This is a genomic window from Streptomyces sp. ISL-1, from assembly GCF_018614585.1.
GTDB lineage: Bacteria > Actinomycetota > Actinomycetes > Streptomycetales > Streptomycetaceae > Streptomyces > Streptomyces maoxianensis.
In genome coordinates this window covers 69,122-95,917 of sequence record NZ_JAGGOI010000036.1, presented here as the reverse complement: position 1 = coordinate 95,917, position 26,796 = coordinate 69,122, and the positions used below count along the sequence as shown (strand labels likewise).

Below are 26,796 nucleotides of genomic sequence, written 5' to 3'. Positions count from 1 at the left end.
GGTTCGCTGTGGCGAAACCAGCTGTCACCCAGATAGCGTCGGATCGTTTGAGACCACAGTTGTCCCACGGGGAGTCGCCAGTGAACCGCCGTTCTTTGCCCATTGCTGCCGCGCTCACAGCGATCGCAGCCCTGCTCCTGACCGCCTGCAGCGGCGGCAGCGACGAGAAGCCCAAGGCCAACGACAAGATCGCCGGAGCCGACCAGAGCGAGACAACTTCACGCTCAAGCGCCAGCCCGTCGAGTGCCGCGGGACGCCCGAAGATCGAACTGCCTGACGACCTTAAGCTTACGTTCGAGCCCGAAGAGACCGGAGACGTAACCAAGAATGCCGTTTTGGCGGACGGCGCGGAACGCATGCGCGCAGTGAACGCTGCCATCGCAGGAACGGACCCGAAGTTCACTGCGCTGAACTTCTACAACACAAGCAAAGCCCTTGAGGCCGCGTCGAGTTGGGTTGAAGAGTTCAGAAAGAGCAAGCTCACCATCTCTGGCAGCGCACACTATTTCGATCGCAAGGTCACCTTGAACAAAGACACTTCCGCCTCACTGACGTTCTGCGCGGATGAGACCAAAGGGCGCACCAAAGACATCAAGACGGGGAAAGTGAAGAAGAGTAGCGACCCAAGGCAGGACTACGTCTTCTACGCCACACAGCTTCGGAAGAACTCTAACGGCGTATGGCAGACCACGCAAATCGTTTCCAAAAGGGGGGCGACGCAATGCATGCCGTGACCGGCAGAGCCGTTCGGGCAACCGTCATAGTGGGATGCTCGATGATATTCATGGGCACTACACCGGCATGGGCTGGGTTCACTCCTGGCGGCGGCAAGTCTGAATCCCAGGTAGAAGGAAAATCGGATCCCAAAGGCGACATCTCCGCCTCGGCAGGCGGAGTTGTCATTGACCGTTCGCAGAACGGCACCGGCGCCTCGGTCGGCCCCGTGGCGCCAGCAGCCAACTGGACACCGCCCGCATGCTGGTACGCGCCAACGTACACACCGGCCCAGTTCAAGAAGGAGCGCGAGGCCGCCTGGGTTGTCGACTCCACGGGTTCGCAATGGGATACCGAGCAGCGCAAACGCTACGTCGAAGGTGAGCCGTACAAGAACTTCAACCTCGACAAGGCGGGGAAGGGCTACTGGTGGACCTCGTATCCCAACGAGTCCTACCCGCCCGGCTGGGACGCCTGCGACAAGGAGACATTCTGGGTCGGCACCGGCGAGCCGCCACCTGCAGATGCGCCACAAGCTGTCACGCCCGAGATCCTCGCCCAACTCGCCTACGCTGAGATCCGCGTACCTGGAACCAAGGTCGAACTCGCCCCTCAGGCAGTCACCAAGGTCAACCTCCCCACATGGGCCTGGTTGGACCAGGCAGAGTTCAAACCGGTCTCCGTCACCGCGTCAGTGCCCGTCCTCAACATCCAGGCCACCACCACGGCCACCCCGGTCTCCCTCAAGATCGAGCCCGGCACCACCGACGCCCAACTCCACCCCGCCTCCGGCGAATGCCCCATCAACGCCGACGGCAGCATCGGCACCCCCTACACCAAAGGCTCCGGCAACAAAACCCCGCCCTGCGGCCTCACCTACCTCCGCGCCTCCGCCGACGCCCCCTACAAACTCCAGGCCACCATCACCTGGAAGATCCACTGGACCGGCACCGGCATCGCTGGTCAACAACCCCTCCCCGACGGCACCTTCGGCTCTACCCAGGACATCACCGTCCAAGAAATCCAAGCCATTAACCGCTAAGGAGGCCGTGGAGCCGCATCGTCGAGGAGTTCGCTACAGGGAGTGAACTCCTCGTCGGCCTCCGATACGCCTGGCGCAACGCTGAATTCGGGTTTGACGTGGTAATAGTGACCGCCTCACCGGCACTGGGCAGGGTGGTCTCGGCTGTGCAGGACATCGATGAACTCGCACCCTCCATCAGTCTGCGTGCCGACGACGACTACAACTTCGGTGTCGAGGAGAAGTGACACACAAGGAAGGCCAGGCCATCAACCGATGAGCATGAATCCGTTCGTTCAAGGACCCCGGCGGTGGCGCATCTTCACCCATTGGGCATTCGCCGCCACTTCGGGAGTCGCCGGTGTGGGCGCCTTCATCGTCGGAGTGGGTTCCATCGCGACCGGGAGGGGGTCATTCGGCGATGCGGGCGCCACGAGAGAGCACGTCGTCGGCGCCATGACGATGCTCTTCATTGCCGGCATGGCCCTCGACCTCTCCTACCGGCTCGGCCGGGACGCCCTGGCCCTGCACGCCACCAGACGGCCGGAGGACGCCAAGGTGACCGGGGGCTACGTACTCACTGCAATCGGCGCGTACGGCTCAGTGGCCGGCCTCGTTCTCGCAAGCATCGCGACGGGCGTCCCCGTCTGGGGCTCGCTCCTTATCCTGACCATCCCGCCCGTGGCCCTCCTGGCCTTCCGTCTGCCCAAGATGAAGCAAGTCCGGCGGGAACGCCTGGCAGCCCGCGCCTCAGCTCGCGAGGCCGCCCGTCCCGTCGTCAGCACTCGGCACCAGCGCGTCACGCGCAGGACGACGCGGGCCCAGCGTCGAGGCTGACCTCACCCCAGAGCGGTTTCACTCCGCCGCAAGATCCACGTCGTCGCCGAGCAGCGCGATTCCCTGCACGAACTCATTGAAGTGAGGTTCTGCAGCAGAGAGCCGTCCCAGATCACCCGACGAAGAGAAGGCAATCAGGTCGACACCATGCTCCTCGCTACGGAAGGCGTACCACAGGTTCATCGCCACGGTCTGATCATCGAGGAGCACATGGGTACGGGAATGCAATCCCGTACCGAGTGATTTCGTAGTGAATTCCTCAACCTGAGAAGGAAGCATCGCGTCGGGGCTTTCGACGCGGGCATGCTTGCGCAGTGCTACCTCCCGTTCCCCTTCGGCCGGGCCGTACCAAAGATGAATGGACAGCGGTGGCTCGCTGGGATCCGAGAAGTAGAGGTAGTTTTCTCTGGCCAGCCTAGATTCTGCGAATACCTGACGGTGACTGATCAACAACTTCGCCAAACGCTTGACATCTCTGCGCTTGTCAGGGAGATCGTTGTACGCGAGTAGAACGACCGCCTCACTGACACTCCAGTCCTTCTCGTCGTCCCAGGGTGTGTCATCCCATTGTTCATCCGTAGGCAACGCGACCCAGTTCCGGTTCTCATAATCGACATGAACCCAACTCAAGGCTACCGCCCCTCTCTCTTACTGCGCATTATCATAATGACCGTTGGCCCAATCGGGAGCGTAGTCCTTGAAGTCGCCGTACGGCTCCACACTGGGCTTGTCCTTGAAGATGTCACTGGGTGCGATTGCCTTGTCGACCCAGTCCACAACAGTCCCACCCGCGAAGGCAGTGAAGGCGACCGCTCCGCCTCTTGACGCCTTCTGCGCCGCCGCCACGGTGTCAGGATCTCCAGCACGCTTCGCTGCTTCATTCTGCGCAAACTTAAGGTTTGCAGCCGCTTCTCGGTCGCCGCCCGCCCGCAGTACCTCTTTCGGCGTAGGCGTAGGAAGTTCCTGAGCCACACCCTTGGGCTTCTGCGAGCCTCTATAGGCGTCTTGTCGTTTTTGGATGGCGTCTCGCACGCGCTTCGATGGCGCAGCTGCTTTCTGACGCTCAAAGTCAGCCATCTTTGCCTTGTAGTCCGGGCTGGTCTTGATGTCCTTGGCCTCTTGGCGCCCCGCCTTGACAGACGCTTGCCTTGCCGAATCCGCACCCTTCTTTACGCCCCTACCCGCCAAGGTACCCATCCGCATCGTGAGCAGCCCCACGACGTCGAAGGCGACATCGCCCCACCCGCCGTTCCCGGTCGCCGCCATAGCTACATGCGCGGCGGTGGTACCGATGGCGATGGCCGTACCGATCTTCATCATGATCGCCATTGCTGCGAGCCAGCCCGCGCCCGGCACCATGAACAGCGCGACCACCATGATGACGAGTGCCACCAGAGCTAGGGCGGTCGCGATCCAACCGGCAACCTCCAGAACTACCTTAATCGAATCAAGATTCCGCTCGATCAGATTGGAGGCCCAACTCCAGAGACCGTCCTCTACGGCATCATCGATGATGTCGCGGATCTTGTCCGCTATCTTCTTCGCATCCTTGCCGTAGTTTTCAACTGCCTCGTTGTAACGTTTTCCGGAGTTATCGAGCTTGATCCGGGCCTGCTCAAGCTCTTCTTTCTTGGACGGGTTGAGCTCTTTCTCTGCTTCCTTTGCGGCTTCCGTTCCAGGGGCAGCCCCACCGACAAGGCTCTTGATCGCTCCCTCGGCTTCCTTCGCCGAGGTCAGGGCTTTCGCAGTCTCTTCCTGCGCATCCTCAAGTTTATTTGCCCAGTCAGCCAGTTTCGTCGAAACTCGCTCATACCGTCCGGCAGTCTTTTCCAACTTGCCCCTGAGCTTGTCTGCGCCTTCCTTTAGCTCCTCAACATACTTCCCTTTGAGTTCCTCGGTGTCACCGATAGCCTTGAGCCGTTGGATCTGCCTTCTAATCTCAGCGCCTGTGGAAGCCATCGCAGACTGCCCCGCCCGCACCCCCTCCGGATCTCCCGGCGTGGGATCCGCGTCCCCCAACGGTTGCCAATCCTTCGGGCGACTGTTTATCGCCATCCCTAACCCCCGTGAACTACTTCTTATCCTTGCCCTTGGCCTGCTTTTCCTGCTCGTTGTCGATCTTCTCGAAACTCTCCCTCGCAGTGGTGACCAACTTCAGAACATCTTCCAGATTCTGAAGCATCTGTTTGCGGTTGTCCTTCCAGTTTTCGGCAAACTCATGCATGGCGTTTTCCATCGTCCTGGCACCGACGTCTTCGGCCAGTTCGCCCTGCCGACTTCCACACTTCTTGAATTCTCGCTGGATATTCGTCAGCGATGTCTCGGATTCAATCAGCAGGTCGTAATCCACCTTCAGGTCGGGCTTGTCACCCATGAGTCCTCCAACCTTTGAATCCGCAAACTGGTCATTGGCTCGCTCGTGTCGGTCGCTGCCATGTAAAGGTCGTCATGATCGCGTCGAAGAGTTCAACGAGCAGAACGGCGAACTCGCCCTCCGCGTCCCCGTCTCCCGGCGTGGAGAAAGAGACCGTGATCCACCGAGCGAGGTCTCCGGGGACGGGCAAGGCATAGTCGACACTGCGCGCGGCTTCGACGACGCCACGCTCGGGATTCGCGGCTCGCACCTGCTCACTCCGAGCGCCGACGCACCCGTCAACGGTGACCTCTTGAGTATCCTCGCCAGCGGCCAACTGCCTAGCCACATCCAGCGGGTCCAGTCCGTCCCCGACGCGGAGCTGGAGTTCCGAGACGACTATGGAACACGGAGTGGCGACACCCCCACGAGGGGCCGTGGGCAGATAGAGATCGATTCCGGCGTTGTCTGCGGCCTGGCGGGCCAAGCCCTGAAGCCGGCCCTCGAGTTGGACTTGGAACTTCGCAACCTCGTCACGTGGAACGTCATCAGGCGCGTTGATGATTGTCCGCCTGGCAACTTCGCGCACGGCGTCTTCGGTCCCCTGCCTCAGAGGGATCCGCGCCCAGCCGGGCGGCAGGACGAGGGCATAGCCAGCAACGCCCGTCTTGGCATGAGGGGAAACGGTCATAGTTGAGCCAGCCTTCCAGGCAGGCGCCTCGGGCCGACGTGGTGGTGCGATTTTCCGCGGCCACCACGCCGGCGCGAGTACGCCAGTGAAGCAGTTGGGTCTACTTCTTCGCGGCCTTGGCCAGGTCCTCGTCGATGTCCTCGTACGCCTTCGCCGCATTCGTCAGGAACTGGGACATGCCAGTGAGGCCCTCGATGGTGTCCTTCGCGCCCTTCGTGAACTCCTTGAAGGAGTCCTCAAAAGCCTGCGAGCCCTTCCGGGTCGTGTAGCCGTCCTTGACCAGGCCTTCGATGTACTTCTCGAGACCGTCCAGCTTCTCATCGAGCTTGATCTTGGCGGTGTTCACCGTGCTCGCCGCCTTGCGCATCTCGTCGTAAGTGATATCCGCATCTTTGGTGCCCATGAGGCTCACTCGCTTTCCAACTCGCCGCAGGGCCAACCCCCGTGGCTCCCGTTACGCGGACGATGTGATCGTCCACTTGGGCAACGAGCTTACGGGTGGGGCTCCTGGGAGCACACCCCTGCTGGGGCAGCCTCGCCCGTGAGCTGATGCACAGCCAGTTGCCACTGGAAAGGGGTCAGCGACTATCGTCGCTGTCACTGTGGCCTGCCTTCCGGAAACGGCCTCAGGTCCACGGGGAGGACGAGCATGCGGCTTACTCTGACCGTTGTCGACCCACTGGGGGGTGCCGGCGCCGACGTTGTGCTCGATGTTGATCCCGAGTCCCCAGTGGCAGACATTTCGCGCGAGTTGGCGCGCCATGTGACCCACAGCGGCGGCGCTCAGATCATCGCCTTGAGCGGCCAGCGAGGGGCGGGCGACGGCTCACCTCTTGTGTACGTGGATGGATACGCCGTCGATCCTGCCGCGACGATCACCTCATCACCCCTGCGCGAAGGCGCGGTGGTGAGTCTCCACGACCCAGCGGGGTGCCTTCCTGGGGAGCCGGCCGGCCTGGTTGAACTGCGTGTTGTCAGCGGCCCTGCAGCCGGCGCCGTACACCGGCTCCAGGTAGGGCGCTATGACATCGGTAGCGGCGCCGCCGCGTACATCCGGATCGATGACCCCGAGCTCTCTCAGCGCGCTGTCACATTGTCGATTGCAACCGATGGCAGGTGCCAAGTCGCTACACATGGCGACAAGGTCGACAAGAAGGACGTCACGCTTGACGGTGAGGCACTCGAAGGGGACGAGTGGCCGCTGGGTGGACAGTTGGCCGTCGGCAACACCCTTCTCGAAATCGCCCGGTACTCACCCCCGGACGCCGCGCTCAAGTGGTCGGAAGACGGCGCCGGGCTCGACTACAACCGGCCGCCACGGTTGCGTCCGCCGGACCGGCAGACCTCCTTCCGGCTGCCCACACCGCCCAAGGAGAGCGAAGCCCGCCCTCTTCCTTGGCTGATGGCCATATTCCCGCTGGTCACAGCCGTAGTCATGGTGATGATCTTCGGGCGCTGGTACTACATGATCATGGCCGTGATGAGCCCGGTCATGCTGTTCGCCAACTACTTCATGGACAAGAAGCATGGGCGCAAGTCCCATGCGAAGCAGGTCAAGGAGTACAAGGAGACCAAGGCCCGTATCGAGAAAGACGCTCAGGAAGCGCTGGTGACCGAGCGGCTCGACCGACGGCGCTCGATCCCCGATCCTGCCGCTGCGCTTTCGCTGAGCACCGGCCCCCGCACACGGCTGTGGGAGCGCCGCCGCACGGACCATGACCATCTGCTGCTGCGTGTGGGGACAGGGCGCCTGCCCTCCGAGGTCGTGCTCGACGATCCCGAGCAGGACGACCACCGTCGACAGGTCACCTGGGAAATCGAGGACGCACCCGTCGCACTGCCGCTGATGACGCTCGGTGTGATCGGCCTGGCCGGCCCCGGGGACTCGGCACGAGCTCTCGGACGGTGGGCGGTGTCCCAGACCGCGGCTCTGCACAGCCCGGTTGATGTCCAGTTCTACGTACTCACCGAGGGCACCGCGCAAGAGAGTTGGGACTGGGTCCGCTGGCTGCCGCATGCGCGTCCGTCCGGCGCCCATGACACCAACGTGCTGATCGGCACGGACGCCGAGACCGTTGGAGCCCGCATCGGTGAATTGACCCAACTTCTTGATGCCCGGCAGAAGGCGGCCAAGCAGAACGGGAACAAGGGGGCGTCCTTCTCCGACCCGGACATCGTCGTCGTGTGGGACGGGTCGCGACGACTGCGCTCCATGCCCGGCGCAGTGCGGCTGCTCCGCGAAGGTCCGGCCGTGGCGATGTACGCGCTGTGCCTCGACGGCGAGGAACGCTTCCTCCCCGGAGAGTGCCAAGCCGTGGTGGTCGCTGAGCCTCAGCCCGGTGGGCACGCCGTGGAAGGCCCCTCCGTGTCCCGCGAAGCGCTGCCCGCAGCGGGCGGATTCCCGTCCTTCCAGGCCTGGCACACCGCCGGGACGGAGAGTCGGGGCACGCACTCGCACAGCGCCCCCACCCTGCGGCTGCGCGTCGAGCAGACCGGCACCGCGCGCGTGAGCTCCGTACGCCCCGACTTCGTCTCCCCCGCCTGGTGCACCCGCCTTGCCCGCTCGCTGTCGCCCCTCCGCGACATCAGCGGTGAAGCCGAGGACTCGGCGCTGCCAGGCTCCAGCCGCCTGCTGGATGTTCTCCAACTGGAGCCGCCTACCGGCGAAGCCGTTGCGGCGCGCTGGCGAACCGGCGGACAGTCGACAATGGCTGTCGTCGGCGAGTCGTACGACGGGCCTTTCGGCATCGACATCCGACGGGACGGCCCGCACGGTCTGATCGCCGGTACCACCGGCTCCGGCAAGTCGGAGCTTTTGCAGACCATCGTCGCCTCCCTCGCGGTGGCCAACACTCCCGAAGCCATGACCTTCGTCCTCATCGACTACAAGGGCGGCTCGGCATTCAAGGACTGTGTGAAGCTGCCGCACACGGTCGGTATGGTCACCGACCTCGACGCACATCTGGTCGAGCGGGCCCTCGAATCCCTGGGCGCGGAACTCAAGCGACGCGAGCACATCCTGGCAGCCGCCGACGCCAAGGACATCGAGGACTACCAGGACCTGGTGCGCCGCGATCCCTCGCATGCTCCCGTTCCGCGCCTTCTCATCGTCATCGACGAGTTCGCGTCGATGGTCCGCGACCTCCCCGACTTCGTCGCCGGCCTGGTGAACATCGCCCAACGAGGCCGGTCGCTCGGCATTCACCTGATGCTCGCCACCCAGCGGCCCAGCGGTGTGGTCTCCCCGGAGATCCGCGCCAACACCAACCTCCGTATCGCTCTGCGAGTCACCGACGGCAGTGAGTCGAGCGACGTGATCGACTCGCCGGAGGCCGGGAACATCTCCAAGAGCACGCCGGGCCGTGCGTACGTACGACTTGGCGCCGCCTCACTCGTCCCCTTCCAGTCCGGGCGCGTCGGTGGTCGACGGCCGGGCGCGGCCGACCCGCAGACCAGCGCCCCGTGGGCAGGCCTGCTCGACTGGAAGGACCTCGGGCGCGCTGCGCTCAAGAAGCCGGCATCCAAGACCCGCGAGGACGAGGAGATCACCGACCTCAAGGTCCTGGTCGATGCGGTACGGGAAGCGAATGCGCGACTCGGCATCCCGGCCCAGCACAGCCCGTGGCTGCCTGCCCTCTCCGAGACCCTGCTGCTCGACGACATTCCGGAGGCACACGGTGCGGGCGCTTTGGCCCCTGCTCCGTACGGTGTCGCCGACCTGCCCTCCGACCAGGCGCGCCGCCCGGTCGCCGTGGACTTCGCGACCTTCGGTCACCTCCTGATCGGCGGCGCACCGCGCAGCGGCCGCTCCCAGGTACTGCGCACCATCGCAGGTTCACTCGCCCGTACGCACTCGGTCGCCGATGTCCACCTGTACGGAATCGACTGCGGCAACGGCGCCCTCAACGCACTGACCCGGCTGCCACACTGCGGTGCAGTCGTCGGCCGTGCTCAGACCGAACGGGCCGTCCGCCTCATCAACCGCCTGAAGGGTGAACTCACCCGCCGCCAGGAACTCCTCGCCGAGAAGGGCTTCGCCGACATCGGCGAGCAGCGTGCGGCCGTTCCGCAGGACGAGCGGCTGGCGCACATCGTGGTGTTCCTCGACCGGTGGGAGGGTTGGCTGCCCACGCTGGGAGAGGTCAACCACGGTGAGCTGACGGACGAGTTGACCGTCATCATGAGGGAGGGCGCCAGCCTCGGCGTACACATGGTGATCACCGGTGACCGCCAGCTCCTCGTCGGCCGCATCGCCTCGCTGACCGAGGACAAGTACGGCCTGCGGCTCGCGGACCGTTCGGACTTCACGATGCTCGGCATCAACGCACGGAAGGTGCCGGAAGAGATTCCGCCCGGTCGTGCCTACAAGAACGAGTCCGCCACGGAGACCCAGTTCGCGCTGCTCTCCGAGGACTCCACAGGCCAGGGGCAGGCCGCCGCACTGGCCGCCATCGGTGAGACGGCGACGGCACGCGATATGGCGGTGCCGCGCGCCCGGCGGCCGTTCCGCGTCGACGTACTACCGAGTCGTATCTCCTTCGCGGACGCCTGGGAAATGCGCGACCCCGAGAAGTCCCGGTCCCCCCTGTGGGGTCTGGTGGGCATCGGCGGCGACAACCTGAACGGATTCGGACCCGACCTCGCCCAGGGCGTCCCGGCCTTCGTCATCGCGGGACCGTCCAAGTCCGGTCGGAGCACGGTGCTGATGAATCTGGCCCGCTCGTACCTCACCCAGGGCGTACGGCTGGTCATCGCGGCGCCTCGCCCGTCGCCGATGCGTGAACTCGGCGAGCACGAAGGCGTGTTGCGACTCTTCACCGAGGACGACATCGAGGGCGACGACCTCGAGGAGGCCATCGACTCGGCGACTCCCGAGGCGCCGATCGTCGTGCTGGTCGACGACGGCGAACTACTGGAGGACTGCGACGCCGAGCCGGTGTTCAAGCGGATCATTCAGCGAGGTGCCGAACGGGGTGTCGCCCTCGTCATCGCGGGTGACGAAGAGGACGTCTGCAGCGGCTTCAGCGGCTGGCAGGTCGACGCGAAAAAGGCGCGGCGAGGGATTCTCCTCTCCGCGCAGGACTCGAGCAGCGGCGAGCTGATAGGCATCCGTACGACACGGAGCATGGTCGGCGGACCGGTCACCCCGGGCAAGGGGCTCATCCACCTCGGAGACGGCGAGCACTTCTCCGTCACGACCCCCCTGTGAGTACCTCAGCCGGACTTCCGCAGTGTCGCGTGCGGATTGCCCGCTGCCTCCTCCTGTGACTGGAAGCGCAGTGTGCCGTCCGCGGTGAGTGTGTACGTCACGGAGGCCGTGCCGCTCGTGCACAGCTCCGCCGTTGAGGGGCGGTGTTTGTCCGTACGCTCCTCGATGCGCAGTCGCGCCTTGGTACCGGAGACCAGCTTGCCCACGCCGTGGCACTGGAACGGGCCGAGGACGGTGGACGTGCGGACCACGTCCTCGCCCTTCTTCCCCTTGCTGATAACCGCGGTGAACTGGCCGCCCGCGAGGCCGTTGTCCTGGGTGATCTGCCCCTTCCAGGTGCCGATGAAGGCCTTCGGTACCTGGTTCACCTTCGCGCCCGGCTGCGACGAAGGGGTGCCGTCCGACACCGGGGGGCGGCTTGCCGCCGAGTCGTTGGTCTTGTTGTCGCCGGTGCCCGGCCACAGGTCGAGCAGGAATCCGCCGCCCACCGTGACCGCCGCCAGCGCCGCGGCGACCGTCAGCGTCACCGTGCAGCTCACCTTCCGGCGGCCGCGCCCCGGCGGCGGGCTCTCAGGGGTGCTCCCCTGCGTACGCGGCGACCCGTCCGGCGGCGACGCGTCGTGCGGCGGCTCGACCGGCGGTCCGAACGTCCCAATCGCCGGGCTGCTGAACGCCACCGGCCCCGACGCCGCCGGGTCGGCCCGCGACGGCTCCAGGTCCAGCAGGCTGACCGCCGCCCGGCTGACCTGCTCGACCAGCGCGCCCGGCAGCCATCCCGCCCCGACCAGCGCGGCCGCCCCACAAGGGGCCAGCCTGTTCGCGATGTCGGCGGGCGTGGGCCGCGCGGCCGGGTCCTTGGCGAGGCAGTCCGCGACCAGCTCGCGCAAGTCGCCCTCCAGGGAGCCCAGTTCGGGCTCCTCGTGCACCACCTTGTAGAGCAGCGCCGCCGAGGAGTCGCCCGGGAAGGGCGCCGCGCCCAGCGCCGCGTACACCAGCACCGCGCCCAGCGAGAAGACATCGGCCGCGCCCGTGACGGCCTTGCCGAGGATCTGCTCCGGCGACATGTAGCCGGGCGAGCCGACCGATACCCCGGTGGAGGTGAGGGAGGCGGTGCCGTCGGTGGCCCGGGCGATCCCGAAGTCGATCAGCCGCGGCCCGTCCAGGGTCAGCAGCACATTGGACGGCTTCACATCCCGGTGCACCAGCTCGAGACCGTGCACGGCCGCCAGCGCCTCCGCGAGGCCGACGCCCAGCACCCGTACCGAACGGATGGGCAGCGGGCCGTGGTCGGCCACCGCCTGGGACAGGGCAGGACCGGCCACGTACCCGGTCGCCACCCAGGGCACCGGCGCCTCCGGGTCGGCGTCCAGCACCGGTGCCGTCCACTGCCCGCCGACCCGCCGCGCCGCCTCCACCTCACGCCGGAACCGCGCCCGGAACTCCTCGTCCAACGCGAAGTGCGGATGGACCACCTTCACCGCGACCGTACGGCCGCCGGCGCTGCGCCCGAGATATACGCGGCCCATGCCGCCCGCCCCCAGCCTGCCGAGCAGCCGGTACGCCCCGATGCTCTGCGGCTCGCCCGGATCCAGCGGCTGCATCTGCACTCCCCCGATTGCCTGTTGCCCTGCGTCGCCTCGCGTCGCGTCGCACCTGCTGCGCTTCAGCCTAGGGCCCGGCGTGTCCGGCATCACGAGGATTCCCGCCGCCCCGGAGCGAACCGAACGGGGCCCTCCGTCATCTCTCCGGTCGTAAATCACATGGCTTGTCCGAAAACCGTCTGTGCCGCAAACACCCGCGCGGCACCGCCCGTTGCCGACGCGTCCGCGCAGCGGCACCTGGGCCACAACCCTCGGAGTCCCCCCATGCAACGCCTGCCCAAGGCCCTCGTGGCCGCCGTCGCCCTCGGCTCTGTCGCGCTCACCGCCGGATGCTCGGACGAGGGCGATCCGGTCTCGTTCGACGGGCCCACCGCGAAGGCCCCCGCCGCCCAGCGGCCGGGCGGCGGCTCGGGCGGCGGAGCGGCCGACAAGGCTGCTGCGGAAGCCGCGGCGAAGACGCTGATGCCGACCGGTCCGAAGGCCGCGTTCACCACCCAGAACACCCTCGGCGACGACACCAGGATCGGCGTCACCACGCTGGACGGAAAGAAGTCCGGCTTCCGGGGCAAGGTGTGGGTGTGGGCCCCGAAGCAGTACTTCGATCCCCAGTACGCGAACAGCGGTTTCCCCGTCCTGATCGCCCTCCCCGGCGGCAACGGCTATCCCAAGAACTACTGGATGGGCACCGACCTCAAGCTGCAGAGCAGCATCAGCAAGTGGTCGCAGGAGGGCAAGAGCCTGCCGTTCATCGTGGTCATGCCGGTGCTGAACCCGGACGCCGAGTACTACTACGACGGCAGCGACATACCGGGCCGGCCGAAGATGGGCACCTGGATGACCGAGGACGTCCCCGACTTCGTGAAGGCCAACTTCCGTACGTTCAAGTCCCGCGACGGCTGGGCCTTCATGGGCTCCTCCTCCGGTGCCTTTGTCGGTCTGAAGTCCGTGCTGCGGCACCCGGACAAGTTCAAGGCCGTGATCGCCTCGGGCCCGGACACCGTGCCGGACTCACCGCTCTGGTCGGGCCACGAGGCAGAGCGGCAGGCCAACAACCCGCAGAAGCTTGCCAAAGCCCTGTCCGCCAAGCCCGACACCAAGGACAACGACGTCTATCTGGCCTTCCAGATCGGCAGCAAGGAGTCCGGGATGAAGGGTCTCAAGAACTTCATCCGTAACTATGGCAAGGGCCCGGTCAAGACCCGGCTCCAGGTCATCCATGACGGCGGGCACAACGCGAAGACCTATGTGAAGGGCATGGAGGACGGAACCATCCAGTGGATCAGCGAGCACATGCAGGCTCCCATCCCCACGCCCTGACGCTGCCTCGTCAGGATCGCTGCCCGCCGAGCAGCTCCACCGTCACATCGGCCGGGAACCCGGTTGTCGGACCGGTCCGGCGCGCGAATTCCCGTACGCCCGCGAGCTGCTCGGCCCCGAAACGGAAGTCCAGTGTCCTGAAGTAGCGCTCCAGGAGCTCCGCGTCGAAGGTCTCCCAGCGCGCTGCCTGCTCGGCAACCTTGGCGACCTCCTCCAGGGAGACGTCCCTCGACGCCAGGAACGCCTCGTGCACCTTCTGTACGACGACGGGCTCGCGCGCCAGATAGTCCTTGCGCGCCGCCCATACGGCGAAGACGAACGGCAGCCCGGTCCACTCCTTCCACATCAGCCCCAGATCGTGGACCTGAAGGCCGAGCTTCGGGGCGTCGTGCAGCGAGGCCCGCAGCGCGGCGTCGCCGATCAGCACGGCCGCGTCCGCCTCCTGCATCATCAGGCCGAGGTCGGGCGGGCACCTGTAGTAGTCGGGCGTCACCTTGTACTGCTCGGCCAGCAGCAACTGGGCCAGCCGTACCGACGTACGCGACGTGGAGCCGAGCGCCACCCGCGCCCCGTCGAGGCGCTCCAGCGGCACCTGGGACACGATCACGCAGGACATGACCGGACCGTCGCAGCCGACCGCGAGGTCGGGGAAGGCGACGAGTTGATCGGCATTGCGCAGGAATTCGACGAGAGTGATCGGCGCGATATCGAGGGCGCCGCGCACCAGCTGCTCGCTGAGCTTCTCCGGGGTGTCCTTCGTCAGCTCGAGATCGAGGAGAGTTCCGGTGCGCGCCAGCCCCCAGTACAGGGGGAGACAGTTCAGGAACTGGATGTGGCCGACGCGAGGCCGGCTGCGACGGTAGTCGGTTGCTGTGCTTTCTCCAAGACTGTCCACATCGCGAGGCTAGACCTGTGGTGCATTGCCGGGGGCGCCGGGGCCTGGACGCGCCCATACCCGCGCCCGTCCCGAGCTGCGATTCGTCCACGATTCGCAGGCCAATCGTCAGCAGATCAAGGCCCCGTCAAACGTCCGGGTGACGTGATCTTTCCCTCTACCGCTGCGCACACGCTGCGTGCTAGGCTCAACGCAAGTTGCAGTTTGGTTTCCCTTGCAGTACAGAGCCTGCGGAGCATGTAACCCGCAGGCTTTTGTAGTTTTCAGACTTCTTGCAGGTTCTGGAGCAGGGCAACCCTTTGGCCCAAGGAGGGCTTATGGCTACCGGAACCGTCAAGTGGTTCAACGCTGAAAAGGGCTTCGGCTTCATCGCCCAGGACGGCGGCGGCCCGGATGTCTTCGTCCACTACTCCGCGATCAATGCGTCTGGTTTCCGCTCTCTCGAGGAGAACCAGGTCGTGAACTTCGACGTCACTCAGGGCCCGAAGGGCCCGCAGGCGGAGAACGTCACCCCGGCCTAGTCAGCCACGGGTCGGCGATCGCGCACGACTTAGCAGTACCAAGGAGCCCCGTTCTATATGGATCGGGGCTCCTGCCTTTCTGGCCCCTGGCTTTCCGCCTTTCCGGCTCCCCTGGCTACGTGCCCTTCTGCCCCTGTGCCTCTCCGTCTCGCTCCGTGCTGCCTTACCGATTTCCGCCTGTCGCTCGCCGCGGGCTCGACTCGGCAACCGGTTCGGCGGGCGGGCGACGGGGGCTGGGGGCTGGCGCCCGGACACTGCCGCGGGGGACCATTGGCGCCAAAGGTGCGTAAGCCGCGGTACGAGCCGGAGGACGAGTCGTGACCGAACGCAAGCCGCCCGGCGTCAGCTTCGAGTCGTGGGTCGACAAGCAGATCCGCGAGGCGTCGGAGCGCGGGGACTTCAAGGACCTGCCGGGGTTCGGGAAACCGCTGCCCGATCTTGAGCGCACATACGACGACCTCTGGTGGGTCAAGGAGAAGATGCACCGCGAGCACCTCTCCTACCTGCCGCCCACCCTTGCCCTCCGCAAGGAGGCCGAGGACGCCCTGGAAGCTGCCCGGCGGGCGCCGTCCGCGGCCGAGGTGCGGCGGATCCTGGTGGAGGTCAACGAGAAGATCGCCGCGGCCATCCGCCGCCCTCCGCCGGGTCCCTCGCTGAGGCTCCAGCCCTTCGACGTCGACGCCGCCGTACGGGACTGGTGCTCGGGCCGGCCCGCAGACTGACAGGCCCCCTGGCGATGCGGCCCGGGGATACGGCTGAGGGCAGCACCTCACACCCGCGCCCGCGCCACCGGGGGCAGCGTCCGCCCCCGACGTCAGTGGCGCGGTTGCGGCAGCGCCGGCAGCTTCCCGTCGTACAGCCACATCGTGAACAGCCCGTCGAGCGGATGCGTGGAGTGCCGCTGCGCGAGCGCGATGAACTCCTCCGTCTTCACCACCCCGTGCCGGTGACTCGCGGTCCACTCCCGCAGCAGTTTCACGAACGCCGCGTGCCCGATCACCGTACGCAGCGCGTGCAGCGTCAGCCCGCCCCGCTCGTAGAGCCGGTCGTCGAACAGCCGCCGCAGGCCCGGGTCGCCGATCCGGATGTCCTGGCGCAGCAGGGCCAGTTTGGCCCGGGACTTGGCAGCCAGCGCGGCCGCCGATGGGCCGCCGGACACCTCGGACCAGAGCCACTCTGCGTACTTCGCGAAGCCCTCGTTGAGCCAGATGTGCCGCCAGTCGGCGACCGTCAGGCTGTTGCCGAACCACTGGTGGGCCAGCTCGTGCGCGACCAGGCGTTCGCTGCCCCGCCGCCCGTCCACATGATTGGCCCCGAAGATCGAAAGGCCCTGCGCCTCGACAGGCACGTCCAGTTCCTCGTCCACCACCACGACCGCGTAGTCGTCGAAGGGGTAGGGGCCGAAGAGGTCCGTGAAGGCGGTCATCATCTGCGGCTGCCGGGCGAAGTCGTGCTCGAAGCGGCCGAGCAGCCGCCGGGGCACGGCGGCCGGCTGCGGCACCTGCCCGGGGTGCTGCACCTCGACGAGCTCGTACGGGCCGATCTGGACGGTCGCGAGATAGCTGGCCATGGGTGACGGCTGCTCGTACACCCAAGTGGTGGTGGAGGCGCTGATCGTACGAGAGGTGAGCGTGCCGTTGGCGACCACGGTGTACGGGGACGGGGCGGTCACCGCGATCCGGTAGGCGGCCTTGTCGCTGGGGCGGTCGTTGCAGGGGAACCAGGAGCGGGCGCCACTCGGCTGGGAGGCCACCAGCGCGCCCTCCTCCAGCTGTTCCCAGCCGAGATCGCCCCAGTCGCGGGTGCGCACGGGCCGTGGGACGCCGGCGTAACGCACCTCGACGGTGAAGGCGGCCCCGGCGCGCAACGGCTTGGCGGGCCGTACCCGCAGCTTGTCGGCGCGGTGGGTGTACCGGGCCGGGCGGGCGCCGTCCACGAGCACACGGTTGATACGGAACGGGCCGAGGTCCAGGGCGACCTCGGCCAGCTCGCGTTCGGCGACGGCGCTGATCCTGGCCTTGCCGGAGAGCCGGCCGGCGTAGGGACGGTAGTCCAGCTCCAGGTCGTACTCCGTCGTCCGATAGCCGTTGTCACCGTGCTGCGGCAGGTACGAATCCGTCACCGTTGTGCGCCCTCTATATCTTTCTCATCGTGCGGTTTCCGTGCCGCGCTCATCCTGCGGCGTCACGCCGTGCTCGGCGCTGCCCGGGTCCGTACCCCGCTCCTCGCATCGCCAGGCCGCGATCGGGTTCCCCAGCCAGCGGGTCCCCGCAGGCACACTCTCCCCTCGCATCACCAGCGACGCGGGACCGACCGTCGCCCGCTCACCGATGACCGCGCCGGGCAGCGCGATGCCGTGCGGGCCGAGCGTCGCGCCCGCTTCGAGGACGACATTGTCCATACGCATGATCCGGTCATGGAAGAGGTGCGTCTGAAGAACACACCCCCGATTGACGCTCGCCCCGCCGCCGACCGTCACGAGGTCGGCCTCCGGCAGCCAGTACGTCTCGCACCACGCCCCGCGGCCGACGCGGGCGCCGAGCCCGCGCAGCCACAGGTTCATCAGCGGGGTCCCGCTGATGGCGCCGACCAGCCACGGCACGGCGAGCACCTCGACGAACGTGTCCGCGAGCTCATTGCGCCACACGGAGGACGACCACAGCGGGTACTCAACGGCCCGGAAGCGGCCGACCAGCAGCCACTTCGCCGCTGTCGCGACGAGGCAGGCCATCAATCCCGCGGCGAGCAGCAACCCGCCGCCGCACAGTACCGCGAGGCCGACGCCGATGCGGGCGGCCAGCAGCTCGAAGGCCGCGAGGGCCAGTACGGCGAGTGCCGCGCCGCACATGACCGGCACGATCCGGCACAGCTCGACGGCCGCGCGTGCCCACATCAGCCGCTTCGGCGGGTCGAAGGTACGGCTCTGGTCGCCTTCTTCGGCCGCCCGGGGCAGCTTCATCGGGGGCATCCCGAGCCAGGAGCTGCCCGCCTTCGCCCGCTTCGGGGTGGCGGACAGTACGCCTACCAGGCCGCGTTTGGGTACGGAACGGCCCGCGGCCGTCATCCCGGAGTTGCCCAGGAAGGCCTGCTTGCCGATCCGTGCCTCGGCGATCCGCAGCCAGCCACCGCCGAGTTCGTACGAGGCGACCATCGTGTCGTCGGCGAGGAAAGCCCCGTCGCCGACCGTCGTCATCGCCGGCAGCGCCAGCACCGTCGAAACCTCGACCCGGCGGCCCACCTTCATGCCCAGGGCACGCAGCCACACGGGCGTGAACAGGCTCGCGTACAGCGGGAAGAGGTGCACCCGCGCCATGTCCATCAGCCGCTCGGTCGCCCACGCCTGCCAGGCGACCCGGCCGTGAACGGGGTGGTAGCCCTCCCGCAGGCCGATGCTCAGCAGCCGTACGCCGACCAGGATGATCAATGCGTACGTGACGACGACGACGACCGTCGCCGGCGCCACCGCGGTCAGGGCGGCCGTCAGCACTTCGCCGATGCCTTCGCGGCCGCGAATGAACAGGCCGATCACCAGCAGGCCCGGCAGCGCGGCGAGCGCGGGCAGCAGCCCGAGCGCCAGCGATGTGAGCGAGTAGACCGTGGTCCAACGGCGTCTGCGCGGCGGGCGGCCGTCGGGAAGATGGCGGTTGGCCTTCCCCTTGCGGGAGGCGGGCACGCCCGCCCAGCGCTCGCCGGCCGGGACCGTCGCGGTCACACCGGAGCCGGGCGCGATCTCGGCGCGCTTGCCGATACGGGCGCCCGGGAAGAGCGTGCTGCGCGCGCCGACGGTGGCTCCCGCGCCGATCCGTACGGTGCCGATGTGCAGCCGGTCGCCGTCGAGCCAGTGTCCGGACAGATCCACCTCGGGCTCGACGGCGCAGCCCTTGCCCAGGCGCAGCATCCCGGTCACCGGCGGCAGCGCGTGCAGATCGACGTCGTCGCCGATACGGACGCCGAGCGCCCGTGCGTAGTACGTGAGCCAGACACCGGCGAGGCTGGTGGCGCCGCTGAGTTCGGCGAGGCGTTCGGCCGTCCACAGCCGCAGATGGACGCCGCCGCCGCGCGGATACGTACCGGGGCGCAGGCCGCGCAACAGCAGCCGCGCACCGCCCGCCGCGATCACGATCCGTCCGGGCGGGCCGGCGAAGAGCAGCCAGCCGAGGGCCACCCACCACCACGACACGGTGGGCGCCCACGCCAGGCCGAGCACGTTCCCCAGGAGATTGCTGATCGCGGCCGCCACCACGCCCCAGCGCAGCCCGGCGACGCCGAGCAGCGGGAGCATGAGCAGCGTCTGCGCGAATCCGGTACGGCGCGGCACCGGCCGCACCTCCCCGGCTTCGGGTCCGCCGGCCCAGGACGCCTCCAGCGTGCGGGCGAGCGCGCCGAGCGTCGGGTTCTGGTAGATGTCGCCGACCGACCCGGCCGCGTACCGCTCCCGGATGCGTGACACGAGCTGAGCGGCGGCCAGGCTGCCGCCGCCGCTCACGAAGAAGTCCGCGTCGGGGCCGGTGACCGGGGTGCCGAGGAGGTCGGCCCACTGCTCGGCCAGCCACGCTTCGGTGTCGGTGAGTTCGGTGTCCTCAGCTGGTGTGTCCGCGTTCGGCAGGGGCCAGGGCAGCGCGGCCCTGTCCACCTTGCCGGAGGTACGGGTGGGGAGGGTGTCGACGACGGCGAGCAGCGGCACGAGAGCTGCGGGCAGCTCCTTGCGCAGCCGTTTCACGCTGTCGGCCCGGTCGAAGCCGTAGCTCGCGGCACCGTCAGTCCCGACGCCGTCACCCGTGATGCCTTCGCTCGCAACACCTTCGCTTCTGGCACCTTTGCGTCCAACACCGTCCTCTCCGGCGAGGTCGCTCTCGGCGCTGTCCCTTCCGGCGCTGTCGCTTCCGGCGGGGTCGCTCTCGACGACGTAGCCGACCAGCAGCTGATGTCCGCCCGCGGTGGTACGAACCGCGGCCGCGGCTCCCGCCACGCCCGGCAGTGCCTGCAGCGCCGCGTCGATCTCGCCGAGTTCTATGCGGCGGCCGCCGAGCTTGATCTGCTCGTCCGCGCGGCCGACGAAGAGCAGGCCGTCCGCCTCCGCCTTCACCAGGTCGCCGCTGCGGTAGGCGCGGTCCCAGCCGAGGGCGGGCAGCGGTGCGTACTTCTCGGCGTCCTTCTCCGCGTCCAGGTACCGGGCGAGGCCGACGCCGCCGATGACGAGCTCCCCGGTCTCGCCCATGGTCACGAGGTCGCCCTTGGCGTCCACGACGGCGAGCTCCCAGCCGTCGAGCGGCAGCCCGATCCGTACCGGATCTTCGCCGGTCAGGAGCGCGCCGCAGGCAACGACGGTGGCCTCGGTCGGACCGTACGTGTTCCAGACCTCACGCCCTGTGACGGCCATCCGTTCGGCCAGCTCGGGCGGGCACGCCTCGCCCCCGAAGATCAGCAGCCGTACGTCGTCGAGTGCCTCGGCCGGCCACAGCGCGGCGAGGGTGGGGACCGTCGACACGACGGTGATGCGCTGCTCGACCAGCCAGGGGCCGAGGTCGAGGCCGGTGCGTACGAGGGAGCGGGGCGCGGGGACCAGGCAGGCGCCGTGCCGCCAGGCGAGCCACATCTCCTCGCAGGAGGCGTCGAAGGCGACGGACAGCCCGGCGAGAACGCGGTCACCGGGAGCGAGGTGCTTCTCCGCCAGGAAAAGGCGGGCCTCGGCGTCGACGAAGGCGGCGGCGCTGCGATGAGTGACGGCGACGCCCTTGGGCTTGCCGGTGGAACCGGAGGTGAAGATGATCCACGCGTCGTCGTCCGGCCCCGGGCGCTTGCCCGCGTCACCGGCGGGGGCGACGTACGGCACATCACCCGCGAGGACGGCGTACGACACGTCACTCGCCGGGGCGCCGCACGGCACGATCGTCCGCCCGGCGCCGACGACCGCGCTGACCGCGGCCTCGGTGAAGACCAGCTCGGCGCGCTCGTCGGGGTCCTCGGCGTCGACCGGAACGTATGCGGCACCCGCCGCGAGTACGGCGAGAATCGACACATACAGGTCGGCGGTCCCGGACGGCACGCGTACGCCGACGCGGTCGCCGGCACCGATCCCGGCGGCGGCCAGACGCAGCCGCATCGTCTCGACCTCGGCGAGCAGCTCGCGGTACGTGAGCGGCGCGGCGCCGTCGTCGACGGCTGATGCGTCCGGGTGACGGCGGGCGGTCTCCTCGAGGATGTCGAGGAGGGTGCGCGCGGGGGCCGCGGCTCCCGCGGCGAAGAGCGCGGGAGCCGGCCCCGCGCCGAGGAGCGGGTCGAGCAGCGTCAGAGACTCGGCGGTCACGGTCATGCAGCGTCCCGCAGGTCGCCCAATATGGGTTGGCTGCGGTGGATGACGTCCCGGCTCATACGCATCTCTCACTCTCCGTAGGTCGTGTCGAATGCGCTGCGAATCCCCATTCCGCGCACGGCAAACGGCGAGTTTATCCACCGTTGACCCGACTCGCCTGTTGTGCGCGGCAGAGGCCATTCGTTCCCGGCGGCCGGCCCGGACCGTGATCGAACGGCATCATCCCTGCTCGGAAGGGGTAATGGAGCCACCCTCCGCGCGGCGTCCCGACCCGGCGCCGATGGCCCGAGTGTGGCGAAGGGCACTCGCCGGTAACCCTGCGTTCATGTGAGGCAGCCGTTGGACGCGTACCACTTGACAGCGGTCCACAGCAGGATGTCCTGACGTCCCGACCAGAACCAGAAGTCGGGATGATTGGTCGGCAACCAGAGGAAGTGGCGCACTCAGGCGGCGCGTTCAGGGGCGCGCGGACCGAACCAGCGGTGAACTCACCCGGCCGAAGCGGACACCGGTCAAGTCGTCTGCGCACGAGGGGAGTTCAAGACCCCCCCTTGTCGGCCCCCACGACCATTGGCTACGCAACCGACAGCACGCCCTCCCAACTCCCCAGCGGCTACCGCATCCACCTCACCGCGGCTACCGCATCCACCTCACCGGGGATTCCAGCGCTCACCATTCATCAGGTCACCCAGCCCCATCCAGGCGAAGTTCATCAGCGTCCCCGCCGCTTCCTTCGCCGAGACGCCCCCGGTCTCGTTCGCCCACCCCGCGAGCGACTCCGCCGCACCGACCAACGCCTGTGCGAGCCCCGCCATATCCCGGTCGGCCAGCTCGGAGCCCTGGTGGGCCTCGCGAGCCGCGGCCCCTATCAGCCCGGTCACGAACGTCACGATCTCCTCGCGCAGCACTGACACCTCCGCGGCGAACGGCTCCCCGTGCGTCCGCGCCTGCCGGTGCAGTACCGCCCAGCCGTCGGGGTTCTCGGTGGTGTGCGCGAAGAACGCCCCGAGCCCCGCCCACAGTTGCCGGTCCGCCGGCAGCCCCGGCTCAACTCCCGCCTGTACGGCGGCGATCAGCGCCTCGGACTCGCGCCGGATGCACGCCGTGAAAAGCTCTTCCTTGGAGCTCAGGTAAAGATAGACCAGCGGTTTGGAGACCCCGGCCAGGTCCGCGATCTCGTCCATCGAGGCCGCCCGGTAGCCGCGCTGCCCGAAGGTCTGCACGGCGGCGTCCATCATCTGCCGCTCGCGCACGGCGCGCGGCATGCGTTTGCTTTTGACGCCCTTCACAGCACCCATGTCAGACATCCTCCCGCCCCACACATCCTTACTTCGCGTCAGCCTACGACCCCCTGGCGAACCCCAAACACGCGGAACGGCCCCCCTTCCAGCATGAAAGGGGGACCGCGCCACGTTCCAGCCACGTCAGGTCTGCAACCTGACCGGAATCACCAGCCGAGTCGAGGCCTGGAGGGGTTACGGCGATACCTCAGGAGTCCAGATCTCGGTGCACGCAAAGCTCGGGACGAGCCCCGGCGGAACCAGCGTCACGAAGTCCAGTTCGCACGTGGTCTCGAATACGGTGCCGGCCGAGGTCAGCACCTGGACCGTGGCCTGGTCCACCGCCCCGCCACTGGCCACCGAGATGGAACAGGCGTTCGCCGGGAAGCTGGTACCCGTGTCACTGATGTCCTGCCAGGTGTAGGCGCCCCCGGGAACCGTCCGGATGCCCGCGAAGGCCTCGGCAGCGAGCGGGCCCGTGCCGTCCGGATCGACGAGCGCGGCGCTGAACTGGTGGAAGGCGAGCGGGGCGACCGCGAGGGGGTTGTAGGAGTCGAGGTCGTTGCACTCCCCGCTCGCCCCAGTGGAGCCGGTCGCACCCGTCGCGCCCGTCGCGCCGGTCGCGCCGGTCGCGCCGGTCGCACCCGTAACGCCTGGGGCACCCGTCGCACCCGTCCCACCCCGTCCGTCGCAGTCGCCGTCACCCCCGGTGATGACTACGGCCTCGCCCTCCACCATGATCTCGCAGTAGTCGTCGCCGACCGACATGCCTGTCACGCTCACGCCGACAGGTCCCATGGGACCGTTCGCTGCGGCAATCGCGGGGGCCGCGATCCCGCCGAGCACGAGGACCAGAGACGCGATGGTGCCGCCGGTCAGCCAGGCCCTGCGGCTGGGAAGCGGACCGAGGGAGGACCTGCTCCTGTTCTCAGGATTCATTCACTGCTCCTTTTGGAACCGGATCTTGGAACCGGATTGAACGATGAGCCGGAAGCTGGTTCGCGCTTCCCTGGGCTCCATCGGTTCACAGACGCAACGCCTTGAGATCCTCGCGGTGCTATCAACAGGATGGCGTATCAGGGGAACCCCATTGGGCGCATGCGCAACAGCGAACCCGATGGCGCAGTCGGCGTGCCGTCACCAGGCATGCGAGCCCAGTGCATAAGGTCGCCCCGGTCCGACCCGCCGGGAATGGTGATGCCGTGAAGCCGTCCATCTGCCTCTGCATGATCGTCAAGAACGAGTCCAACGTCATCGAGCGATGCCTAGCCTCGGTCCGTGACCTGGTGAGCACCTGGGTGATCTCGGACACGGGCTCGACCGACGGAACCCAGCAGCTGATCCGTACGGCGCTGGATGGCATCCCGGGCGAGCTTCACGAGGAGCCCTGGGTCAACTTCGGCCACAACCGGACCCTGAACATCCAGCACGCGCACGGCAAGGCCGACTATCTGCTGCTCCTCGACGCCGACCTCGTGATCCGGCAGGACGGCCCCCTGCCCCGTCTGACCGCCGATTCCTACATGCTCCGGCACGAGGGCGCGACCGAGTACCGCATCAAGCGCCTGATCCGCGGCAACATCGCCTGGCGCTACGAGGGCGTCACCCACGAGTACATCACCACCGACCAGCGGCACAGCCAGGAGAATCTCGACGCGCTCGTCATCGAGGACTTCGCGGACGGAGGCTCACGGCACGACAAGTTCGAGCGCGACGCGCGCCTGCTGAGCGCCGAACTCGAGCGCGACCCCGCCAACTCACGCACGGTCTTCTATCTGGCGCAGACCATGCGCGACATGGGCAGGGACGACGAGGCGATCACTCTGTACGAGCGCCGCGCGGAGATGGGGGGCTGGGCCGAGGAGGTGTACTTCGCGCTGTTGCAGGTGGGGATCCTCAAAGACAAGGCCGACGACTGGCCGGGAGCCATGGACGCCCTCTCGCGCGCCTGGGAGTCGCGCCCGCAGCGGCTCGAAGCGTCTTACGAACTGTCCGGGCGGCTGCGCAAACTGGGCCGCTACCGCCTCGCGCACTCGATCGTCTGCGCCGGGCTCGGCCAGAAGCCGCCGGAGGACCTGCTGTTCATCCAGCCATGGATCTATCGCTGGGGTCTGCTGTTCGAGTTCTCGATCACGGCCTACTGGGTGGGCGACTTCGCCGGCTCGCTGAAGGCGTGCGACCGCCTTCTGGCGATGCCCGACGTGCCCGAGGCCTATCGCAAACAGACGATCGCCAACCGCACATTCGCGGCACAGCGGCTCGCCGCGATCCCCCAGCCGGCCACCAGGGCCAGGTCGGCCAGGGCCAAGGCACCCCGGACGCGCACGAAGAGACGCTGACAACCGCGGCGCTGCGCCTACCGGACAGCGCCGCGGGCTTCTTCCGACTCTGAGAAGACCGACAGCTGACGCTCCGTCCTACGCTACGGATTGCGCTGCAGCAGCGTCACCGTCAGGCCGGTCAGGTGCTCGGTTTCCCTCACCGTATAGCGCGCACTCAAGGCCTCCGCCTGGTCCCTGGACAGTCCCCAACGAAGCGGATTCGGGCCATTGCCGGCCACCACCAGCCAGATACGCCGCTCGCCTCTCAGGCACGCGGCCGGGTCCGGGCACTCCGCCGACCACAGGTCGTTGCGCTCGGCAGCCGACGCGGAGAGGAAGACATCGCGCAACTGGAGGTCGCGGGGGAGGTAGAAACGGACACCTACGTCGAGCCTGCGCCCGGCGTCGTCCCCCCGGTCGTAGACCACCGCGTCCCCGGGCCGGTGAGCCTGCTGGATGGTGCGCGCGGCGCCCGCGTAGTCCAGCCCGTCCCAGAAGTGTCCGTACGGCTTCCGCATCCCCTGCTGGTCGGGCAACGTGAGCACAGCGAGCACCACCAGCGCCCCAGCAACCGCCGCTCGGGATCGCACAGCGGTGAGACCGGCCCCGGCAAGCACCGCCCACGCCGGCAGGGTGAACAGCAGATACCTGTAGAAGAAGTACGAGACCTCCCCGTGCGAGAGCGCCCAAACCGCCAACGGGGGCAGCGCTGCCAGGGCGATGATGAACAGAACAGCGTCGCGGCGCCCTCGCCACGCCATCACGGCGAGCACCGTCACCGCGCCGGCAGCCAGGGCGGAGGCGTACAACTGCGGCAAGAAGGTGACAAGGGCCCACACGTCCGGCTTGGGAATCCAGGAGAGCTGCCGGGTGGCCTGCTCCTTGCCCAGCAGTACCACCGGAGACGCACAGGCCACGCCGGTCATGGCGGCAAGGCAGAAGCGCCGGGCGGCCAGATGCTCGGACCGGAGCCGCAGGAGCACCGCGACCAGGTGCCCGGCCAAGGCGGTCAGCGCCACCACGTGCAGGAGGCCGATGGCCCCCACGCACAGGGCATAGCCGGTCCAGCGCCACCAGCTCTTGGGGTTGTCCAGGGCACGAAGCAGCAGCAAGGTGGCCAAGGCCACAGCCAGGACGACCAGGGCATAAGGGCGGGCCTCGTGGGCATAGCGGGTCACCACCGGAATGAGAGCGAACACCAGGCCGCCGACCAGCCCGGCGCGGCGGCCGAACAATCGCTGCCCGATCAGCGCCACGCAAGCGGCGGTGCCGGCCATGGCCAGCGCCGAGGGCATACGCACGGCCGTGGCTGATTCCCCGAAGACCGCCATCCACCCGTGCAGGAAGAGGTAGTACGTGCCAAGCACCCCATCCACCTGCCGCACAACAGCAAACAGCTGCTCGGTGCTGCGGGAGGCCACGTCCCAGCTGATCAGCTCGTCCTCCCACATCTGGGGGCGACCGATCTCATAGACCGTCACCAACAGGGTGGCAAGCGCCGGCCACAGCCATGTACTGCGCAGCACCCCGCGGACAGCCCGCTGCGCTTCCGGCGCCTGAACCACATCGGCGCCCTCAGCGGGAGGCGTCCGGTCCTGGGTCTGGGAAGGGGAGAAAAGTGCCATGTCGAACCCTTTACCTCGCGGCGGTAGCCCGACGACCGTAAGGGGCCTTGATGGGCCAACAGGAGGCGCAACATACCCAATACGACTGTTTTCCCCTG

General features: G+C 67.7%; 20 protein-coding genes. 8 read left to right on the top strand and 12 right to left on the bottom strand.

Features of this window, described 5'->3' with window-relative positions:
* The first annotated feature begins 8 nt into the window (after positions 1-8).
* The 3 genes from J7E87_RS26090 (at position 9) to J7E87_RS26080 (ending at position 2,572) form a co-directional block, all read left to right on the top strand.
* Entirely contained in the window at positions 9-734 is a 726-nt protein-coding gene (locus tag J7E87_RS26090; RefSeq protein ID WP_308313086.1) for a hypothetical protein, read from the top strand.
* Positions 722-1,756 carry a hypothetical protein gene (locus J7E87_RS26085; protein WP_215096977.1) on the top strand — a complete coding sequence of 345 codons (1,035 nt, stop codon included), beginning with the start codon at positions 722-724 and terminating at the stop codon, positions 1,754-1,756. The genes J7E87_RS26090 and J7E87_RS26085 overlap by 13 nt, the downstream gene beginning before the upstream one ends.
* Before the next feature lie 255 nt (positions 1,757-2,011).
* On the top strand, positions 2,012-2,572 hold the full coding sequence (locus J7E87_RS26080; RefSeq protein ID WP_215096976.1) for a hypothetical protein: 561 nt from the start codon (positions 2,012-2,014) through the stop codon (positions 2,570-2,572).
* Between the two features lie 18 nt (positions 2,573-2,590).
* Here the strand turns inward: J7E87_RS26080 and J7E87_RS26075 are convergent, their stop codons facing one another.
* The 5 genes from J7E87_RS26075 to J7E87_RS26055 form a co-directional block, all read right to left on the bottom strand.
* Complete coding sequence (locus J7E87_RS26075) at positions 2,591-3,202, bottom strand: hypothetical protein (protein WP_215096975.1); 612 nt, start codon at positions 3,200-3,202, stop codon at positions 2,591-2,593.
* An 18-nt stretch (positions 3,203-3,220) separates the two neighbouring features.
* Positions 3,221-4,591, bottom strand: coding sequence for a hypothetical protein (locus J7E87_RS26070; RefSeq protein WP_215096974.1), 1,371 nt, complete (start codon positions 4,589-4,591; stop codon positions 3,221-3,223).
* A 52-nt stretch (positions 4,592-4,643) separates the two neighbouring features.
* Positions 4,644-4,946, bottom strand: a complete 303-nt coding sequence (locus J7E87_RS26065; protein WP_215096973.1) for a hypothetical protein — start codon at positions 4,944-4,946, stop codon at positions 4,644-4,646.
* 31 nt (positions 4,947-4,977) lie between these two features.
* Positions 4,978-5,616: a hypothetical protein gene (locus J7E87_RS26060; RefSeq protein WP_215096972.1), complete on the bottom strand. Its 639-nt coding sequence runs from the start codon at positions 5,614-5,616 to the stop codon at positions 4,978-4,980.
* A gap of 100 nt (positions 5,617-5,716) precedes the next feature.
* Positions 5,717-6,019: a WXG100 family type VII secretion target gene (locus tag J7E87_RS26055; RefSeq protein ID WP_215096971.1), complete on the bottom strand. Its 303-nt coding sequence runs from the start codon at positions 6,017-6,019 to the stop codon at positions 5,717-5,719.
* Positions 6,020-6,265: 246 nt separating this feature from the next.
* On the opposite strand from J7E87_RS26055, the gene J7E87_RS26050 reads away from it, so the two are divergent.
* The gene (locus J7E87_RS26050; RefSeq protein ID WP_215096970.1) at positions 6,266-10,825 is read left to right on the top strand and encodes an FtsK/SpoIIIE domain-containing protein; all 4,560 of its coding nucleotides are present in this window, start codon (positions 6,266-6,268) and stop codon (positions 10,823-10,825) included.
* A gap of 5 nt (positions 10,826-10,830) precedes the next feature.
* On the opposite strand, the gene J7E87_RS26045 is transcribed toward J7E87_RS26050, so the two are convergent.
* Positions 10,831-12,426, bottom strand: a complete 1,596-nt coding sequence (locus J7E87_RS26045) for a serine/threonine-protein kinase (protein ID WP_215096969.1) — start codon at positions 12,424-12,426, stop codon at positions 10,831-10,833.
* Positions 12,427-12,690: 264 nt separating this feature from the next.
* Between J7E87_RS26045 and J7E87_RS26040 the strand changes: the two genes are divergently transcribed.
* Positions 12,691-13,743, top strand: coding sequence for an esterase family protein (locus J7E87_RS26040; RefSeq protein ID WP_215096968.1), 1,053 nt, complete (start codon positions 12,691-12,693; stop codon positions 13,741-13,743).
* Positions 13,744-13,753: 10 nt separating this feature from the next.
* Here the strand turns inward: J7E87_RS26040 and J7E87_RS26035 are convergent, their stop codons facing one another.
* Complete coding sequence (locus tag J7E87_RS26035; RefSeq protein WP_215096967.1) at positions 13,754-14,638, bottom strand: menaquinone biosynthetic enzyme MqnA/MqnD family protein; 885 nt, start codon at positions 14,636-14,638, stop codon at positions 13,754-13,756.
* Between the two features lie 317 nt (positions 14,639-14,955).
* On the opposite strand from J7E87_RS26035, the gene J7E87_RS26030 reads away from it, so the two are divergent.
* Together J7E87_RS26030 and J7E87_RS26025 are read left to right on the top strand one after the other, a co-directional pair.
* The gene (locus J7E87_RS26030; protein ID WP_003967102.1) at positions 14,956-15,159 is read left to right on the top strand and encodes a cold-shock protein; all 204 of its coding nucleotides are present in this window, start codon (positions 14,956-14,958) and stop codon (positions 15,157-15,159) included.
* 317 nt (positions 15,160-15,476) lie between these two features.
* Complete coding sequence (locus tag J7E87_RS26025; protein WP_215096966.1) at positions 15,477-15,881, top strand: DUF1992 domain-containing protein; 405 nt, start codon at positions 15,477-15,479, stop codon at positions 15,879-15,881.
* 92 nt (positions 15,882-15,973) lie between these two features.
* Here the strand turns inward: J7E87_RS26025 and J7E87_RS26020 are convergent, their stop codons facing one another.
* The 4 genes from J7E87_RS26020 to J7E87_RS26005 form a co-directional block, all read right to left on the bottom strand.
* Positions 15,974-17,281, bottom strand: coding sequence for a M1 family metallopeptidase (locus J7E87_RS26020; protein WP_215096965.1), 1,308 nt, complete (start codon positions 17,279-17,281; stop codon positions 15,974-15,976).
* 24 nt (positions 17,282-17,305) lie between these two features.
* Complete coding sequence (locus J7E87_RS26015) at positions 17,306-21,472, bottom strand: Pls/PosA family non-ribosomal peptide synthetase (protein ID WP_215096964.1); 4,167 nt, start codon at positions 21,470-21,472, stop codon at positions 17,306-17,308.
* A gap of 650 nt (positions 21,473-22,122) precedes the next feature.
* Positions 22,123-22,737 carry a TetR/AcrR family transcriptional regulator gene (locus tag J7E87_RS26010; protein WP_374195226.1) on the bottom strand — a complete coding sequence of 205 codons (615 nt, stop codon included), beginning with the start codon at positions 22,735-22,737 and terminating at the stop codon, positions 22,123-22,125.
* Positions 22,738-22,947: 210 nt separating this feature from the next.
* Positions 22,948-23,691 carry a hypothetical protein gene (locus tag J7E87_RS26005; RefSeq protein ID WP_215096962.1) on the bottom strand — a complete coding sequence of 248 codons (744 nt, stop codon included), beginning with the start codon at positions 23,689-23,691 and terminating at the stop codon, positions 22,948-22,950.
* A gap of 263 nt (positions 23,692-23,954) precedes the next feature.
* Here J7E87_RS26005 and J7E87_RS26000 point away from each other — a divergent pair, with 263 nt between their 5' ends.
* The gene (locus J7E87_RS26000; RefSeq protein ID WP_308313083.1) at positions 23,955-25,091 is read left to right on the top strand and encodes a glycosyltransferase; all 1,137 of its coding nucleotides are present in this window, start codon (positions 23,955-23,957) and stop codon (positions 25,089-25,091) included.
* Positions 25,092-25,174: 83 nt separating this feature from the next.
* Here J7E87_RS26000 and J7E87_RS25995 read toward each other — a convergent pair whose 3' ends face one another.
* Positions 25,175-26,698 (bottom strand): glycosyltransferase family 39 protein, encoded by a 1,524-nt coding sequence (locus J7E87_RS25995; protein WP_215096961.1) that lies wholly within the window; start codon positions 26,696-26,698, stop codon positions 25,175-25,177.
* Positions 26,699-26,796 lie beyond the last annotated feature (98 nt).

Bases quoted from the DNA above. Each gene is read 5' to 3' on its own strand.
- J7E87_RS26085 (WP_215096977.1), top strand. From the start codon at position 722: ATGCATGCCGTGACCGGCAGAGCCGTTCGGGCAACCGTCATAGTGGGA.
- J7E87_RS26080 (WP_215096976.1), top strand. From the start codon at position 2,012: ATGAGCATGAATCCGTTCGTTCAAGGACCCCGGCGGTGGCGCATCTTC.
- J7E87_RS26065 (WP_215096973.1), bottom strand. From the start codon at position 4,946: ATGGGTGACAAGCCCGACCTGAAGGTGGATTACGACCTGCTGATTGAA.
- J7E87_RS26060 (WP_215096972.1), bottom strand. From the start codon at position 5,616: ATGACCGTTTCCCCTCATGCCAAGACGGGCGTTGCTGGCTATGCCCTC.
- J7E87_RS26055 (WP_215096971.1), bottom strand. From the start codon at position 6,019: ATGGGCACCAAAGATGCGGATATCACTTACGACGAGATGCGCAAGGCG.
- J7E87_RS26050 (WP_215096970.1), top strand. From the start codon at position 6,266: ATGCGGCTTACTCTGACCGTTGTCGACCCACTGGGGGGTGCCGGCGCC.
- J7E87_RS26045 (WP_215096969.1), bottom strand. From the start codon at position 12,426: ATGCAGCCGCTGGATCCGGGCGAGCCGCAGAGCATCGGGGCGTACCGG.
- J7E87_RS26040 (WP_215096968.1), top strand. From the start codon at position 12,691: ATGCAACGCCTGCCCAAGGCCCTCGTGGCCGCCGTCGCCCTCGGCTCT.
- J7E87_RS26030 (WP_003967102.1), top strand. From the start codon at position 14,956: ATGGCTACCGGAACCGTCAAGTGGTTCAACGCTGAAAAGGGCTTCGGC.
- J7E87_RS26015 (WP_215096964.1), bottom strand. From the start codon at position 21,472: ATGACCGTGACCGCCGAGTCTCTGACGCTGCTCGACCCGCTCCTCGGC.
- J7E87_RS26010 (WP_374195226.1), bottom strand. From the start codon at position 22,737: ATGCCGCGCGCCGTGCGCGAGCGGCAGATGATGGACGCCGCCGTGCAG.
- J7E87_RS26005 (WP_215096962.1), bottom strand. From the start codon at position 23,691: ATGAATCCTGAGAACAGGAGCAGGTCCTCCCTCGGTCCGCTTCCCAGC.
- J7E87_RS25995 (WP_215096961.1), bottom strand. From the start codon at position 26,698: ATGGCACTTTTCTCCCCTTCCCAGACCCAGGACCGGACGCCTCCCGCT.